The sequence below is a fragment of the Microvirga sp. genome (genome assembly GCF_014699075.1).
GTDB lineage: Bacteria > Pseudomonadota > Alphaproteobacteria > Rhizobiales > Beijerinckiaceae > Microvirga.
Genome location: NZ_JACXAB010000001.1, coordinates 236,184 through 251,635 on the forward strand (window position 1 = coordinate 236,184; position 15,452 = coordinate 251,635).

Genomic DNA, 15,452 nt, shown 5'->3' on the forward strand with positions numbered 1-15,452 from the left:
TTACTGTGTTCTGACGCCGCTCTCGTCGATGCGGTCCGGCGCCCCTGCGGCCTTTGCCTCGCGGCGGCGCTCGTGCAGCACGTATTCGGTATAACCGTTGGGTTGCTCCGCGCCCTTGAAGACCAGATCGCAGGCGGCCCGGAAGGCAGGGCCTTTGAAATCAGGCGCCATCGGCCGGTAGAGCGGATCGCCGGCATTCTGCCGGTCCACCACCTCGGCCATGCGGCGCAGGGTTTGCATCACCTGATCCTCGCTGACGATGCCGTGGCGCAGCCAGTTGGCGAGATGCTGGCTGGAGATGCGCAAGGTGGCGCGATCTTCCATGAGACCAACGTCATGGATGTCCGGCACCTTCGAGCAGCCGACGCCCTGGTCGATCCAGCGCACCACGTAGCCGAGGATGCCCTGACAGTTGTTGTCGAGCTCCTGCTGCACCGCATCCGGCGCCCAGTTGGACTGGGACACCGGAATGGTCAGGATGTCGGAGAGTTTTGCGCGCGAGCGCTTCTTCAGCTCGTCCTGGCGCGCCGGCACGCTCACCTGATGGTAGTGCAGCGCATGCAGCGTCGCGGCGGTGGGCGATGGCACCCACGCTGTGGTGGCGCCGGCCTGCGGGTGGCCGATCTTCTGGGCCAGCATGTCGGCCATCTTGTCGGGCGCGGCCCACATGCCCTTGCCGATCTGCGCCTTGCCGGGCAGACCGCAGAGCATCCCGACATCCACGTTGTTGTCCTCGTAAGCCTTGATCCACGCAGTCGACTTCATGTCGTTCTTGCGGATCATGGGGCCTGCTTCCATGGAGGTGTGGATCTCGTCGCCCGTGCGGTCGAGGAAGCCGGTGTTGATAAACACGATGCGCTCGGCCGCCGCATGGATGCAGGCCTTGAGGTTGACGGAGGTGCGCCGCTCCTCGTCCATGATGCCCATCTTGAGGGTGTTGCGGGGCAGATCCAGCATGCTCTCGACGGCGGCGAAGAGGTCGTTGGCGAACGCCACCTCGTCCGGCCCATGCATCTTGGGCTTCACGATATAGACCGAGCCCGCGCGGCTGTTGCGCAGGGAGCCCGCGCCTTTCACATCATGGATGGCGAGGAGGGATGTGATGGCCGCATCGAGGATGGTCTCAGGGATCTCCTCGCCGTTCTCGTCGAGCACCGCATCGGTGAACATGTGGTGGCCCACATTGCGCACCAGCATCAGGCTGCGTCCATGAAGCCGCAACTCGCCGCCGTTGACGGCCGTGTAGACCCGGTCCGGGTTGAGCCTGCGTTCGACGGTTCGCCCGCCCTTCTCGAAGCTCTCGACCAGATCGCCCTTCATCAGCCCGAGCCAGGTGCGGTAGACCTCGACCTTGTCGTCGGCATCCACTGCCGCTACCGAGTCCTCCAGGTCCATGATGGTGGAAACGGCCGATTCCATCACCACGTCGGCAACGCCGGCCGGATCCTCGGCGCCGATGGCATGGGAGCGGTCGATGCGGATGTCGAGATGCAGATTGTTGTGGCGCAGCAGCACCGATGACGGACTCGCCGCCTCACCCTGATAGCCGACGAACTGGGCCGGGTCGGCAAGCCCCGTCTCGCTGCCGTCGCGAAGCGTCACGATGAGGGCCGTGCCCTGGATTGTGTAGGAGGCTGCATCCCTGTGGCTACCGCCGGCGAGCGGCGCCGCCTGGTCGAGCACCTCGCGGGCGCGGGCCACCACCTTGGCGCCGCGGGCCTTGTTGTAACCGCCCGAGCGGGTGGCGCCCTCGTCCTCCGGGATCGCATCGGTGCCGTAGAGGGCGTCATAGAGGCTGCCCCAGCGGGCATTGGCGGCATTCAGCGCATAACGGGCATTCGACACCGGCACCACGAGCTGGGGTCCGGCGATGCGGGCGATCTCGTCGTCCACGTTCTGCGTCCGAACCGCAAAGTCCTCGGGCTCCGGCAGCACATAGCCGATGTCGCGCAGGAACTGCTCGTAGCTGGCCTGATCGAAGGGCTGCCCCTTTCGGGCGCGGTGATACTCGTCGATCTGCTCCTGGAGCCTGTCGCGGACCGCGAGCAGTTCGCGGTCGCGGGGGGCGAACTCCTTCACGAGACCGGCTAGCCCCTTCCAGAAGGCATCGGCCGAGACGCCGGTATAGGCCAGCGCCTCCCGCTCGATGAAATCATGAAGAACCGGGGCGACCTGGAGGCCGTTCGTCTGGATGCGCGTCATCGTTCCGCTTTCGGTGGATGTGAAGATCCTGGCCTTAGATTAAGGCGTTGCGACTAAAAATGAAGATGAACGCCCTTTCCATGAGACGAAGGGCTGAGGGCATGACCGCTCAACAAAAAAGCCGCCCGAAGGCGGCTTCTTGGAAAGATTTGGTGGAGCCAGGCGGGATCGAACCGCCGACCTCTTGCATGCCATGCAAGCGCTCTCCCAGCTGAGCTATGGCCCCATCCGAACCGCGGTGTATGGGTCACCGCGGCGATCTCTGTTGAAATCGGAGGCGTCTCTATAGTCGCCTCCGATCCGAGGTTCAAGCCTCTTCGTCGTCTTCCAGATCGCTGTCGATCAGATCGGACACGTCGTCGTCGCCTTCTTCCTCGTCTTCGAGGAAGGTGTCGTCATCGGCGACGTCGTCGGCCACCTCGATGTCGTCATCGACCGGGATGTCCTTCTCGTTCTCGTCAGCCTCAACCTCGTCGAGGGAGACCATCTCCGGACCGGCTGCCTCGAGCTCGGTCTCGTCGTCATCGACCACGGCGGCGGCACGGGCCGCCACGGGAGCGGCCACGCGGGTCGTCATGGCGGTTGCCTGGAACACGGTGCCGCATTTCGGGCAGACCGCCGGGTCCTTGCTGAGATCGTAGAACTTCGCGCCGCAGCTCATGCACTGGCGCTTCAAGCCGAGTTCCGGTTTGGCCACGGGTGATTGCCTTGGATAAGTGTGAATGGTTGGGAAGGCTCCGTTAGTCGGCAGGGGATGGCTTGTCAAATAGGAAATTGCAGATGCAAGGGCCGAGCTTGACCCAGCTTGCGCGTGACGGCGGGAAAACCCCGTGTTAGGAGCCCGCCCTGACGAGAAGGCTCTCAAGGAACCCACCACGATGTCGCACGCGCACGGAACGCCCTCCCCGGTCGCCAGCAGGGCCGGAACGCCCCTGAAAGGGCGCATCCGCGTTCCCGGCGACAAGTCGATCTCCCACCGCTCCATGATCTTCGGGCTCCTCTCCATCGGCGAAACCCGGGTCGAGGGCCTGTTGGAGGGCGACGATGTGCTGCGCACGGCCGAGGCCTGCCGGGCGCTCGGCGCCACCATCACCCGCGAGGCTCCGGGCCGCTGGCGGATCGTCGGCGTCGGCATCGGGGGCCTGACGGAGCCCAAGGGCGTTCTCGATTTCGGCAATGCGGGCACCGGCTCGCGGCTGATGATGGGTGTGGCCGGCAGCCACCCGATCACCTCGACCTTCGACGGCGATGCTTCCTTGAGAAAGCGCCCCATGCGCCGGATCCTCGACCCGCTCGCGCAGATGGGCGTGGCCGTGGTGAGCGAGGCCGAAGGCGGGCGGGTGCCCCTGACCCTGCGCGGCCCTAAGGAAACGCTGCCGATCACCTACGAGACTCCTGCCGCCTCGGCCCAGATCAAGTCGGCGATCCTGCTCGCCGGCCTCAACTCGCCGGGCAAGACCACCGTGATCGAGCGCGAGGCCACCCGCGACCACACGGAGCGGATGCTGCGCCATTTCGGGGCGAGCGTGGAGGTTGCCTCCCATGGCACGGATGGCCGCGCCATCACCCTGCAGGGCCAGCCGGAGCTGCGCGGCACGGACATTGTGGTGCCAACCGACCCCTCCTCGGCCGCCTTCCCCCTGGTGGCAGCCCTTATCACCCCCGGCTCGGAAGTGGTGATCGAGGGCGTGATGATGAATCCGCTTCGCACCGGCCTCATCACGACGCTGATCGAGATGGGCGCTGCCATCGAGCGCCTGAACAAGCGCAATGAGGGCGGCGAGACGGTGGCGGACCTGCGCGTGCAGCACAGCAGGCTCACCGGGGTGACCGTTCCCCACGCCCGCGCCCCGGCTATGATCGACGAATACCCGATCCTGGCCGTGGCGGCCTCCTTTGCCGAAGGCACGACCCGGATGCAGGGCCTGCATGAGTTGCGGGTCAAGGAATCCGACCGCCTGGCGGCCGTGGCGGCCGGTCTCGCCGAGGCCGGCGTCACGTATGAGATCGAGGGGGATGACCTCATCGTCCATGGCTCGGGCGGCAAGGTCCGGGGCGGCGGCAAGCCGGTGGCGACCCACCTCGACCACCGCATCGCCATGTCGTTCCTGGTCATGGGCCTGGCGACGAGTGAGCCGATGACGGTCGACGATGGTGCCATGATCGTGACGAGCTTTCCCTCCTTCATCCCGCTCATGCGGGAGCTCGGCGCCACGATCCAGGATTGAAGCAGCCCATGATCATCGCCATCGACGGCCCTGCGGCTTCCGGCAAGGGCACCCTGGGCAAGCGCCTCGCGGAGCATTACGGCTTCGCCCATCTGGACACCGGCCTGCTCTATCGGGCGGTCGCCGGCGTGCTTATAGACGGAGACGTTCCCCTCACGGACCAGGACGCTGCCACCGCAGTGGCGCAGAACCTGGACGTCTCGCACCTCGACAACGATTCCCGCCTCAGGGGCGCCGCCATGGGCGAGGCTGCCTCGGTGGTGTCCGCATACCAGCCGGTGCGCGATGCGCTGCTGGCCTTCCAGCGCCAGTTCAGCGTGCAGGAACCGGGCGCGGTGCTCGACGGACGGGACATCGGCACCGTGGTCTGCCCGGATGCGAACGTGAAGCTGTTCATCACCGCGGCGCCCGAGGAGCGGGCGCGACGCCGGCATCTCGAACTCCTGCGGCGCGGCGAGCAGGCCGAATACGAGACGATCCTTGCGGATATCCGACGCCGGGACGAGCGGGACATGAGCCGCAGCACCGCTCCGCTCAAGGCCGCCGCCGACGCGGTGACCCTCGACACGACGGATCTCGACCCCGACGCTGCTTTCCAGGCAGCCCTCGCGATCGTGGAGGCTAAGCATTCTTAAGCTCCCCTCTGGTCCGGGAGCAGCCTTGCCTTAGTTCCAGAAGCTGGCACACTTTTCCGACCAATCCGGCTCCCGCACAGGAGATTCCGATGGTTTGTTCCGGCTTCACCCGCCTTGCCGCGGCATTTGTCTGCCTGTGGGGGATCCTTGCCCTGCCGGCTCAGGCCCAGACCGAGACCGAGGTCGATCTCGCCCTCGTGGTCGCGGTGGATATCTCCTTTTCCATGGACACGGACGAACAGGCCCTGCAGCGGGAAGGGTTTGCCCAGGCCTTCCGCTCCAAGCTCGTCCACGATGCGATCCGCGGCGGCATGCTAGGCCGGATCGCCGTCACCTACATGGAATGGGCAGGCTCCCCGGATCAGAAGGTGATCATTCCCTGGACTGTGCTCGACAACTCCGAGAGCCTGATGGCCTTCGCCGACAGGATCGCCTCCACACCCCTGCGGCGGGCGCAGCGGACCTCGATCTCCAGCGCCATCGACTTCAGCGTGAAGCTCCTGGAGGAGAGCGGCTTGAATGCTACCCGGCGGGTAATCGATGTGTCGGGCGACGGTCCCAACAACCAGGGCCGTCTCGTGCTGGAGGCCCGTGACGCGGCGCTGGCCAAGGGCATCACCATTAACGGGCTGCCGATCATGCTGCGCCAGCCCGGCTACCTCGACATCCCGGACCTCGACGTCTATTACAAGGACTGCGTGATCGGCGGTCAGGGTGCGTTCACCGTTCCGGTGCGGGAGCGCGACCAGTTCATCGAGGCGATCAAAACCAAGATCCTGCTTGAGATTGCCAACCTGATGCCCGGACAGCCCCTGATCAGCCGCATCCAGTCCCCTCAGCGCACCAACTGCATGGCCGGCGAAATGCAGTGGCGTGACCGCTGGAGCAATTGAGCTGTCCCTCCCATGACCCAACTGACCCTGGCGCTCGTGGCCCACGACGCCAAGAAGGATGACATGGCCGCATTCGTGGCCCTGTACGAGGACGATCTGCGCCCCTTCACGCTTTTTGCCACCGGCACCACGGGCGCTCGCGTGATGGAGCGATGCCCTTCGCTGTCGGTCACGCGGCTGAAGAGCGGCCCGCTCGGCGGCGACCAGCAGATCGGCGCGATGATCGCGGAAGGAAGGATCGACGCCCTGTTCTTCTTCGTCGATCCTCTCTCGCCGCACCCGCATGACGTGGACGTGAAGGCCCTGATGCGACTCGCCCTCGTGTACGACATTCCCATGGCCCTGAACCGCGCCACGGCAGGACGTCTGATCGAGTCGTTCCGAGACTAAGTTCAAGGCGGCTTCGTGCGCCGCATCGTGGGGAGCGGGAGGTTCGCAACAGACGATGCACCATTGGAAGCAGAAGCAGTGGATGAATATTTCTTGATCAATTGGAAATGACGAGATGGCCCAACCTTCAGCAGAAGAGCGCAAGCGGCAGTCGCAGGCCCGCCGGGAGGCGAACGATAAGGAGCGCCGCGAATATTGGGAGATCCTGATTGAGGGAACGCGGGACGCGCATGAGAAGACGCGGCTGCTGTTCGATCAGCGGCAGGAGAACCTCTACCGGCGCCTCGAAGAACTCGAGCTGAATCTCAGGGACGAGATCCGCGAACATGGACGGACAACCCGGATCTGGCTCGCGGTGCTCAGCATATCGGTTGTGATCCTGATCGTTTTGTCTCTTTGGCTCTAAGCGGAACGCAGAGCCGGGCCTGCGCATCGAGTTGCGCCCGTTGGGGCAGGAGGAGCAGCCGTCACGTGCCCCGCGGCTTCGCACGCCGTGTCGGCGGTGCGGTCAGCGGATCCTCCGGCCAGGGATGCTTGGGGTATTGCCCGCGCATGTCGGCCCGCACCACCGCCCAGGAGCCGCGCCAGAACCCCGGCAGGTCGCGGGTGATCTGGATCGGGCGCTGCGCCGGCGAGAGCAGATGCAGGATGAGCGGCACGCGCCCGGCCGCAATGGTGGGATGCTTCTCGAGCCCGAACAATTCCTGCACCCGCACGGCAAGGACTGGTCCCTCCCCGGCTCCATAATCAATCGGGATCTGCGATCCCGTCGGCACCTCGATATGGGTGGGCGCCTCCGTGTCGAGACGACGCTGCAGGTTCCACGGCAGCAGCCCGCGCAGGGCCTCGCTCAACAGGTCGGGGCCGATCTCGCCGAGGCTGCTTTTGCCGGTGATATGCGGCGCCAGCCACTCATCCGCCGTGCTGGTCAGCGCATCGTCGGACAGGTCCGGCCATTCCTCGCCCTCGGCTTTGCGCAGGAACATCACGCGCTCACGCCATTGCGCCAGGGCTTTCGACCAGGGCAGCGCATCGAGCCCCATCAAGACGAGGCCTTCGGCGAGCGCCCGCGCCGCCTCTACCGTCTGCGGAACCTTCAGGGGGCGCTCGTTGAGCAACAGCGCACCCAGGCGCCGAACACCGCGTGCCCGCAGGGCCCGCGCCTGTCGGTCGAAGGTGACTTCGTCGCGTTGCTCGATGGTATTCCCGAACAGCGCCTCGATCTCCTCCAGGGAAATGGCCGCCGCTGCCAGAATGCGTGCCGATGCCGCACCACCGGCGATTTCAGCAACCGCCAGATAAGGCTCCTTGGCCAGCCGCTCATGCGCCTCGAGCGAGGCGCCGCGCCCATTGGCCATGAGATATTCGCCCGGCTTGCCGCGGGCCTTGGCGATGCGGTCGGGATAGGCCAGCGTCAGCAGCGCGCCGGTGGAGCGCGGATCGCCCTTCGATGCGCCGTTGCTGCCCTTCGCCCAGCCCTCCGCCATGCGCCGCATGTCCTCCGCCCGCTTGGAGCGGTCGCGGCGGAAGCGCTCGACGCGATCCGAGAGATCCACCGCATCACCACCGAGGCCGCGCTCGACGAGCACGGCAGCCACATCCGCCGCATCGCGCGCCTGCCCGCTTGCACCGGCGAGCAGCACCATGCGGGCCAGCCGTGGCGGCAGCGGCAGGTCGCGCAACTTGTGCCCAACCTCGGTGATGCGCCCCTCGCCGTCGAGAGCGCCGAGTTGCTGCAGCAACGTTTTCGCCTCCTTCAGGGCTGGCGCGGGGGGCAGATCGAGGAAGGCGAGCGAGGTCGGATCAGCAACGCCCCAGGCGGCGCAATCGAGCAGCAGCGGCGCCAAGTCGGCGGAGAGAATTTCCGGCCGGCCGAACGGCTCCAGCGCCCCGGTCGCAGCTTCCTCCCACAGCCGGTAACAGACACCCGGTTCCGTTCGGCCCGCGCGGCCGCGGCGCTGGTCGGCGGCGGCGCGCGAGACGCGCACGGTCTCAAGGCGCGTGAGGCCGATATTCGGCTCGTAGACCGGGACGCGGGCGAGCCCTGAATCGATGACCACGCGCACGCCCTCGATGGTGAGCGAGGTCTCGGCGATGGAGGTGGCGAGTACCACCTTGCGCCGTCCGGGCTTGGCGGGGCTCACCGCCAGATCCTGCTCGCCGCGATCCAAGGCGCCATAGAGTGGCGCGAGGTCGACGGCAGGATCGACGATACGCTCGCGTAAGATGGTCTCGACCCGGCGGATTTCCCCCTGCCCAGGCAGGAAGACGAGGATGGAACCGCCCTCGGCCCGCAGGGCACGCGTGACCGCATCGGCCACCTGCTCCTCGATTCGGCGATTGGGATCGCGCCCGAGATAACGGGTCTCGACCGGATAGGCCCGGCCTTCGGATTCGACCACCGGCGCTTCGCTCAACAGCCTCGCCACCCGTGCACCATCGAGGGTTGCGGACATGACGAGAAGACGAAGGTCTTCGCGCAGGCCCCCTTGAGCATCGAGCGCCAGGGCGAGTCCGAGATCCGCATCGAGGGAGCGTTCGTGGAACTCGTCGAAGAGCACGGCCGCGACACCCTCCAGCGCCGGGTCGTCGAGGATCATGCGGGCAAAGACGCCTTCGGTCACGACCTCGATGCGCGTTTTTCGGCTCACCTTGGAGCCGAGGCGCACGCGAAGACCCACCGTGTCGCCGACAGCCTCGCCCAGGGTCTGCGCCATGCGGGTGGCCGCCGCGCGGGCCGCAAGACGGCGCGGCTCCAGCACGATGATCTTAGCCCCGTTCACCCAGGGCTCGTCGAGCAGCACCAGCGGCACGCGTGTGGTCTTGCCGGCGCCGGGCGGCGCCACAAGCACCGCATTCGGCCGCCCGCGCAGGCTTGCGGTCAGGTCGCCGAGGACTGCATCGATGGGCAGGGAGGTGTCGAAAATGCGCATGCCGCGTGATGGCTCAAGCAGAGCGGAAGGGCAAGGGTGGTTGAGTTATGCTGTCATTCCTAGTTCACGACCACCGGGATGATGCCCTCACCGTCATGGCCGGACTTGTTCCGGCCATCCACGTCTTGAGCCGGGTTGAAGCCGTGGATCCCCGGGACAAGCCCGGGGATGACGGCGGAGGAACCAGCATCAGTTACGGACCGGCCTTCAAACAGGAAAGCCATATCCCCGCAGCTCGGCCGCGAGATCGATGCCTTCGATGCAATGGATAGCGTGCATGCCCACATCGCGGGCCGCTTCTACATTGGGCCTGGAATCGTCGATGAAGACGCAATCCTCCGCTTTGAGCCCGTAGCGGTCGAGCAGGAGGTGATAGATGGCGGGATCCGGCTTCAACAGGCGCTCGTCGCCCGAGACGATGATGCCGTCGAAGCCTGCCAGGAATGGAAAGCGCTCCTTCGCCAAGATGAACTTTGGCCCGGAGAAGTTCGTGATGCAGTAGTTCGGCACGCCCGCCTCACGCAGGCGGAGCAGCAGGGCCACATGGTCCTCGAACACGCCCGAGACGGTCTCGCTCCAGCGCTCGTGGAAGGCGCGGATATGCGGTTCGTGCTTGGGATGATCCTTGACCAGCATGGTCACCGCCTCGTCCCAGTCGCGGCCTCGGTCCTGCTCCACGTTCCAGTCATGGGTGCAGACATTCTTGAGAAACCACTCCATCTCCGCCGCGTCCTCAAAGAGGGTGCGGTAGAGATTGCGCGGGTCCCAGCGCAGCAGGACGTTGCCGATGTCGAACACAATTGTGGTCGGCTTGCTCATGATGAGGCGTCTTCCTTCAACTTTCCTCCAGGCGTTTAGCCCCTGGCAGGATCCGACGCTACTCTCAAGATCAAGAGGCACGAGACTTGGCGGGATGCACCTCCCTCAACGCACCGGCATGAGGGAGGTACCCGGCCTTATCCGCCGATGTTGTAGGCAGCCAACGCCGCCATATTGACGATGTCGTTGTCGGTGGCGCCCAGCGATACGATCTGAACCGGCTTGTCGAGGCCGACCACGAGTGGGCCCAGCACCATCGCGCCACCGAGCTCCTGCAGCATCTTGGTGGAGATGGAGGCCGAGTGGAATGCTGGCATGATCAGCACGTTCGCCGTGTCGGTCAGGCGGCTGAAGGGATATTGCGCCATGACGTCCCGGTTGAGCGCCACATCGGCCGCCATCTCGCCGTCATACTCGAAATCGACCCGCATGCCGTCCAGGATTTTTACAGCCTCCTGGATCTTCTCGGCCCGCTCCGCCTTCGGATGCCCGAAGGTCGAGAAGGACAGGAGCGCCACGCGCGGCTCGTAGCCGAGGCGGCGCGCGACGCCGGCGGATTCAATCGCGATCTCGGCCAATTCCTGCGCGTTCGGCATTTCATGAATGGCCGTATCGGCCACCAGCACCGTGCGGCCGCGTGCGAGGCAGAGGGAGACGCCGATCACCCGGTGGCCGGGCTTTGCATCGACCACGTGCCGCACGTCGGCAAGCGCCGTCGAGTAGTTGCGCGTCGCGCCCGTCACCATGGCGTCCGCGTCGCCCAGAGCCACCATCGAGGCTCCGAAGTGATTGCGGTCCTGGTTGATCATGCGCTGGCAATCGCGGAACAGGTAACCCTTGCGCTGCAGGCGCTCATAGAGGAACTGCGCATAGGTTGCGTTGCGGTTCGACAGACGCGCGTTGTGGATCTCGATGCCTTCACGGCCCTCAAGATCGATGCCGGCCTGGGCTGCGGTTTCGTGGATGCGATCCTCGCGCCCAACCAGGATGGCCTTGCCGAGCCCCTGGTTGACGAAGGACAGGGCGGCGCGGATCACCTGCTCCTCCTCGCCCTCGGCGAAGACCACGCGCTTGGGGAACTTGCGCACGCGCTCGAAGATGCGGTTGAGGGTGCCGGCCACCGGATCGCGCCGGGCGGAGAGCTGCGCCTTGTAGGCGCGCATGTCGACGATGGGACGACGGGCCACGCCGGTATCCATCGCGGCCTTCGCCACCGCCATGGGGATCGTGTGGATGAGGCGCGGATCGAACGGCACGGGAATGATGTAGTCGCGCCCGAAGCGCGGACGCGTGCCCTGATAGGCCGCCGCCACCTCGTCGGGCACGTCCTCGCGGGCGAGTTCCGCGAGTGCATGGGCGGCGGCGATCTTCATCTCCATGTTGATGGTGGTCGCCTGCACGTCCAGCGCGCCACGGAAGATGTAGGGGAAGCCGAGGACGTTGTTGACCTGGTTCGGGTAGTCGGAACGGCCCGTGGCGATAATCACGTCGTCGCGGATGCGCGCCACCTCTTCAGGGGTGATTTCCGGATCCGGATTGGCCATGGCGAAGATGATCGGGTTCGGTGCCATGGAGCGGATCATGTCATCGCTGAATGCGCCCTTTGCCGACAGTCCGAACACCGCATCGGCGCCGTTGAGCGCATCAGCCAGCGTGCGGGCATCGGTTTCGGCCGCATGACCCGATTTCCACTGGTTCATGCCCTCGGTGCGGCCCTTGTAGATCACGCCCTTGGTGTCGCAGAGGATGACATTGTTGGGCGCAAAGCCCATGGCTTTCAGGAGCTCCGTGCAGGCGATTCCCGCGGCACCGGCGCCGTTCACCACCAATTTCGTCTTTGCCATGTCGCGGTCGGTGAGATGCAGGGCGTTGATGAGGCCCGCCGCCGCGATGATCGCCGTGCCGTGCTGATCATCATGGAACACCGGAATGTCCATGAGTTCCCGCAGACGCTCCTCGATGATGAAGCATTCCGGCGCCTTGATGTCCTCGAGGTTGATGCCGCCGAAGGAGGGGCCGAGATAGCGGACGCAGTTGATGAAGTTGTCCGCATCCTCCGTATCGACCTCGAGGTCGATGGAGTCCACATCCGCGAAGCGCTTGAAGAGCACCGATTTGCCCTCCATCACCGGCTTCGAGGCCAGCGCCCCGAGATTGCCGAGGCCGAGGATCGCCGTGCCATTCGAGATCACCGCCACCATGTTGGACCGGGTGGTGTAGTCGAAAGCGAGCGACGGGTTCTCGGCAATGGCCAGCACCGGCACTGCGACGCCCGGAGAATAGGCGAGCGACAGGTCGCGCTGGGTCGCCATGGGCTTGGTCGGGACCACCTCGAGCTTGCCGGGTCGTCCTTGGGCGTGGAATTGCAGCGCCTCCTGGTCCGTGAAGGTGGGGCGTTTGCGGCGGGTCGGGCGCTGATCGTCGGTCATGAGGGTCCGATTCTTGTGATGCAGGGCGTTTCCTAAGGGGGATGCGACCTTAAGACATAGGATGCGACTTCCTCAAGACTTGTCCACATGCGCCCTTCGGACCCCATGACACGGATGAACTGGGGCTTGAGCTTTGCTACACAGGACGGATGTCGTCCCAAGCCGCCTATAAATCCTCCGAGACCGCTTCAGCGAACGCCGCGCCCTTAGCGGACAACCGCGTCACGCCCATGATGGCGCAGTATATCGAGATCAAGGCCGCCAACCCGGACAGCCTGCTGTTCTACCGGATGGGCGACTTCTACGAGCTGTTCTTTGAGGATGCGGAGATTGCCAGCCAGTCGCTCGGCATCGTGCTCACCAAGCGCGGCAAGCACCAGGGACAGGACATTCCCATGTGCGGCGTGCCGGTGGAGCGGGCCGACGACTATCTCCAGCGCCTCATCGGCCTGGGCCACCGGGTCGCCGTCTGCGAGCAGACCGAGGATCCGGCCGAGGCGAAGAAGCGGGGTTCCAAATCGGTCGTGCGCCGCGACGTGGTGCGCCTCGTCACCCCCGGCACGATCACCGAGGAGCGCCTGCTGGAGCCCGGCCGGGCCAATTACCTGCTGGCCATCGCCCGGCGCCGGGCCTCCGACACGCAATGGTGCTATGGGCTGGCAGCCCTCGACATATCCACAGGCCATTTCGTCTTAAGCGAGACGGACGGCACCGGCCTCTCGGCTGAGATCGCCCGCTTCGAGCCGCGCGAGATCCTCGTGCCGGACGTGATCCACGACGATCCGGAGCTGAGGGGCTTCTGGCAGGAGACCCGTGCCTCCATCACGCCCCTGTCCCGCGAAGGCCTCGATCCGGCCTCGGCCGAGCGTCGGCTCAAAAGCTATTTCGGGGTTGCGACGCTCGATGCCTTCGGAGCTTTCAGCCCGGCCGAGATCACGGCGGCTGGCAGTGCCCTGTTCTATGTCGAGAAGACGCAGATCGACAGCCGCCCGGTCCTCAACCCGCCCTCCCGCGACACCGCTGGCGCGGCCTTGGCCATCGATGCGGCGACCCGCGCCAACCTGGAGCTGACCCGCACCCTGTCGGGCGAGCGGGCGGGCAGCCTGCTCGCCACCATCGACTGCACGGTGACGCCGGGCGGTGCGCGGCTGCTGGCCGAGCGACTCGCCGGTCCCCTCACCCATCCCGGCCTGATCCGAGACCGGCAGGATTCGGTCACGGCCCTCGTCGAGAACGGCGACCTGCGCGACCGGCTGCGGCGCATTCTCAAGCGCTCGCCGGATCTCGCCCGCGCCCTCTCGCGCCTCAGCCTCGGACGCGGCGGGCCGCGAGACTTGGCCTGCGTGCGCGACGGCCTGTTCGCGGCGCGCGAACTTGGGCTTGAGCTGGCGATTGCGCCCAACCTGCCGCGTGAATTGTCCGAAGCCGCTCAGGTGCTTCAAGGCCTGCGCACGGATGTGGCCGACCGGCTGAGCGCCGCTCTGGCCGACGAACTGCCGCTTTTGAAACGCGACGGCGGCTTCATTCGCGCCGGCTTCGACCCGAGCCTCGACGAGCTGCGCGAGCTGCAGCAGGATTCGCGCCGCTTCATCGCGGCGCTACAGGCCCGCTACGCCACCGAGACCGGCTGCCGGACGCTTCGCGTCAAGCACAACCACATGATCGGCTACTTCGTGGAGGTGCCGCAGAATGTGGGTGAGGATCTTCTCAAGGAGCCCTGGAAGGACACCTTCGTCCATCGCCAGACCATGGCGGGCGCCATGCGCTTTTCCACCATGGAGCTCGGCGAGCTCGAGTCGAAGATCGCCTCTGCGGCCGACCGAGGGCTGAAGATCGAACTCGCGCTGTTCGACGAGATGGTGCAGGCGCTGCTCGATCTCACGGGAGAGATCGCGATGGCTGCGGAAGCGATCGCCGTCATCGACGTGACGGCGGCGCTCGCCGATCTCGCCATGCGCCTCGACTGGACGCGGCCCGTGGTGGACACCGGTCTCGCGTTTACGATCAAGGGTGGGCGCCATCCGGTGGTCGAGGCCGCGCTCAAGCGCGAGGGCGTTCCGTTCATCGCCAACGATTCGGACCTGTCCGGCAAGGACGCGGGGCACATCCTGCTGATCACCGGCCCGAACATGGGCGGCAAGTCGACCTATCTGCGCCAGAACGCGCTCATCGTCGTGCTGGCCCAGATGGGCTCCTACGTGCCCGCGAAAGAGGCGAAGATCGGCATCGTCGACCGGCTCTTCTCCCGCGTGGGCGCCGCCGACGACCTGGCGCGGGGCCGCTCGACCTTCATGGTCGAGATGGTGGAAACCGCCGCCATCCTCAATCAGGCCACCGCCCGGTCTCTCGTGATCCTCGACGAGATCGGCCGCGGCACCGCCACCTTCGACGGGCTGTCCATTGCCTGGGCGGCCATCGAGCACCTGCACGAGACCAATCGCTGCCGCGCCCTGTTCGCCACCCATTTCCACGAGCTGACGGCTTTGGCCGAGCGCATGGCTCGCATCTCGAACGCGACCCTGAAGGTTACGGAATGGAACGGCGAGGTGGTGTTCCTGCACGAAGTGGTGCCCGGCGCGGCCGACCGCTCCTATGGCCTGCAGGTGGCGCGCCTTGCCGGTTTGCCGACGCCCGTCGTCGAGCGAGCAAAGACGATCTTAAGTAAGTTGGAAAAATCCGACCGGGAGGCCCCGAAGCGCGCGCTGCTCGACGACCTGCCGCTCTTCGCCGTGCCCGTCCGCAATGAGCCTCTACCTGCACTGAAGCAGGATTCCTTACGGGAAGCGCTCGCGGCTCTCGATCCCGACCAGATGACCCCGCGGGAAGCGCTCGATGCGCTCTACCGACTCAAGTCACAGAATTAGAGCATCGAATTGAATTCCAGAAGTGCCCTCCACTTCTGGGTCCGATGCTTTAGCCGCAG

At 65.8% G+C, this 15,452-nt stretch carries 11 protein-coding genes and 1 tRNA gene; 6 read left to right on the top strand and 6 right to left on the bottom strand.

Features of this window, described 5'->3' with window-relative positions; translation table 11 throughout:
• From IC232_RS01255 to IC232_RS01265, 3 genes are all read right to left on the bottom strand, one after another.
• Positions 1-2,202: a malate synthase G gene (locus tag IC232_RS01255; protein WP_190843074.1), complete on the bottom strand. Its 2,202-nt coding sequence runs from the start codon at positions 2,200-2,202 to the stop codon at positions 1-3.
• Between the two features lie 150 nt (positions 2,203-2,352).
• Positions 2,353-2,428: transfer RNA gene (locus tag IC232_RS01260), tRNA-Ala, on the bottom strand.
• 81 nt (positions 2,429-2,509) lie between these two features.
• The gene (locus tag IC232_RS01265) at positions 2,510-2,899 is read right to left on the bottom strand and encodes a TIGR02300 family protein (protein ID WP_190843075.1); all 390 of its coding nucleotides are present in this window, start codon (positions 2,897-2,899) and stop codon (positions 2,510-2,512) included.
• A 181-nt stretch (positions 2,900-3,080) separates the two neighbouring features.
• On the opposite strand from IC232_RS01265, the gene aroA reads away from it, so the two are divergent.
• From aroA to IC232_RS01290, 5 genes are all read left to right on the top strand, one after another.
• Positions 3,081-4,430, top strand: coding sequence for a 3-phosphoshikimate 1-carboxyvinyltransferase (aroA, locus tag IC232_RS01270; RefSeq protein ID WP_190843426.1), 1,350 nt, complete (start codon positions 3,081-3,083; stop codon positions 4,428-4,430).
• 8 nt (positions 4,431-4,438) lie between these two features.
• The gene (cmk, locus tag IC232_RS01275) at positions 4,439-5,065 is read left to right on the top strand and encodes a (d)CMP kinase (protein WP_190843076.1); all 627 of its coding nucleotides are present in this window, start codon (positions 4,439-4,441) and stop codon (positions 5,063-5,065) included.
• Between the two features lie 89 nt (positions 5,066-5,154).
• Complete coding sequence (locus IC232_RS01280; RefSeq protein WP_190843077.1) at positions 5,155-5,958, top strand: DUF1194 domain-containing protein; 804 nt, start codon at positions 5,155-5,157, stop codon at positions 5,956-5,958.
• A 12-nt stretch (positions 5,959-5,970) separates the two neighbouring features.
• A complete protein-coding gene (locus IC232_RS01285) occupies positions 5,971-6,348 on the top strand; it encodes a methylglyoxal synthase (RefSeq protein WP_190843078.1) in 378 nt (125 codons plus the stop codon).
• A 115-nt stretch (positions 6,349-6,463) separates the two neighbouring features.
• A complete protein-coding gene (locus tag IC232_RS01290) occupies positions 6,464-6,754 on the top strand; it encodes a hypothetical protein (protein WP_190843079.1) in 291 nt (96 codons plus the stop codon).
• 61 nt (positions 6,755-6,815) lie between these two features.
• Here the strand turns inward: IC232_RS01290 and hrpB are convergent, their stop codons facing one another.
• The 3 genes from hrpB to IC232_RS01305 form a co-directional block, all read right to left on the bottom strand.
• Positions 6,816-9,281 (bottom strand): ATP-dependent helicase HrpB, encoded by a 2,466-nt coding sequence (gene hrpB, locus IC232_RS01295; RefSeq protein WP_190843080.1) that lies wholly within the window; start codon positions 9,279-9,281, stop codon positions 6,816-6,818.
• Between the two features lie 207 nt (positions 9,282-9,488).
• Complete coding sequence (locus IC232_RS01300) at positions 9,489-10,100, bottom strand: HAD family hydrolase (protein ID WP_190843081.1); 612 nt, start codon at positions 10,098-10,100, stop codon at positions 9,489-9,491.
• A 137-nt stretch (positions 10,101-10,237) separates the two neighbouring features.
• The gene (locus tag IC232_RS01305; RefSeq protein ID WP_190843082.1) at positions 10,238-12,529 is read right to left on the bottom strand and encodes an NADP-dependent malic enzyme; all 2,292 of its coding nucleotides are present in this window, start codon (positions 12,527-12,529) and stop codon (positions 10,238-10,240) included.
• Between the two features lie 149 nt (positions 12,530-12,678).
• On the opposite strand from IC232_RS01305, the gene mutS reads away from it, so the two are divergent.
• A complete protein-coding gene (gene mutS / locus IC232_RS01310; protein ID WP_190843083.1) occupies positions 12,679-15,393 on the top strand; it encodes a DNA mismatch repair protein MutS in 2,715 nt (904 codons plus the stop codon).
• Positions 15,394-15,452 lie beyond the last annotated feature (59 nt).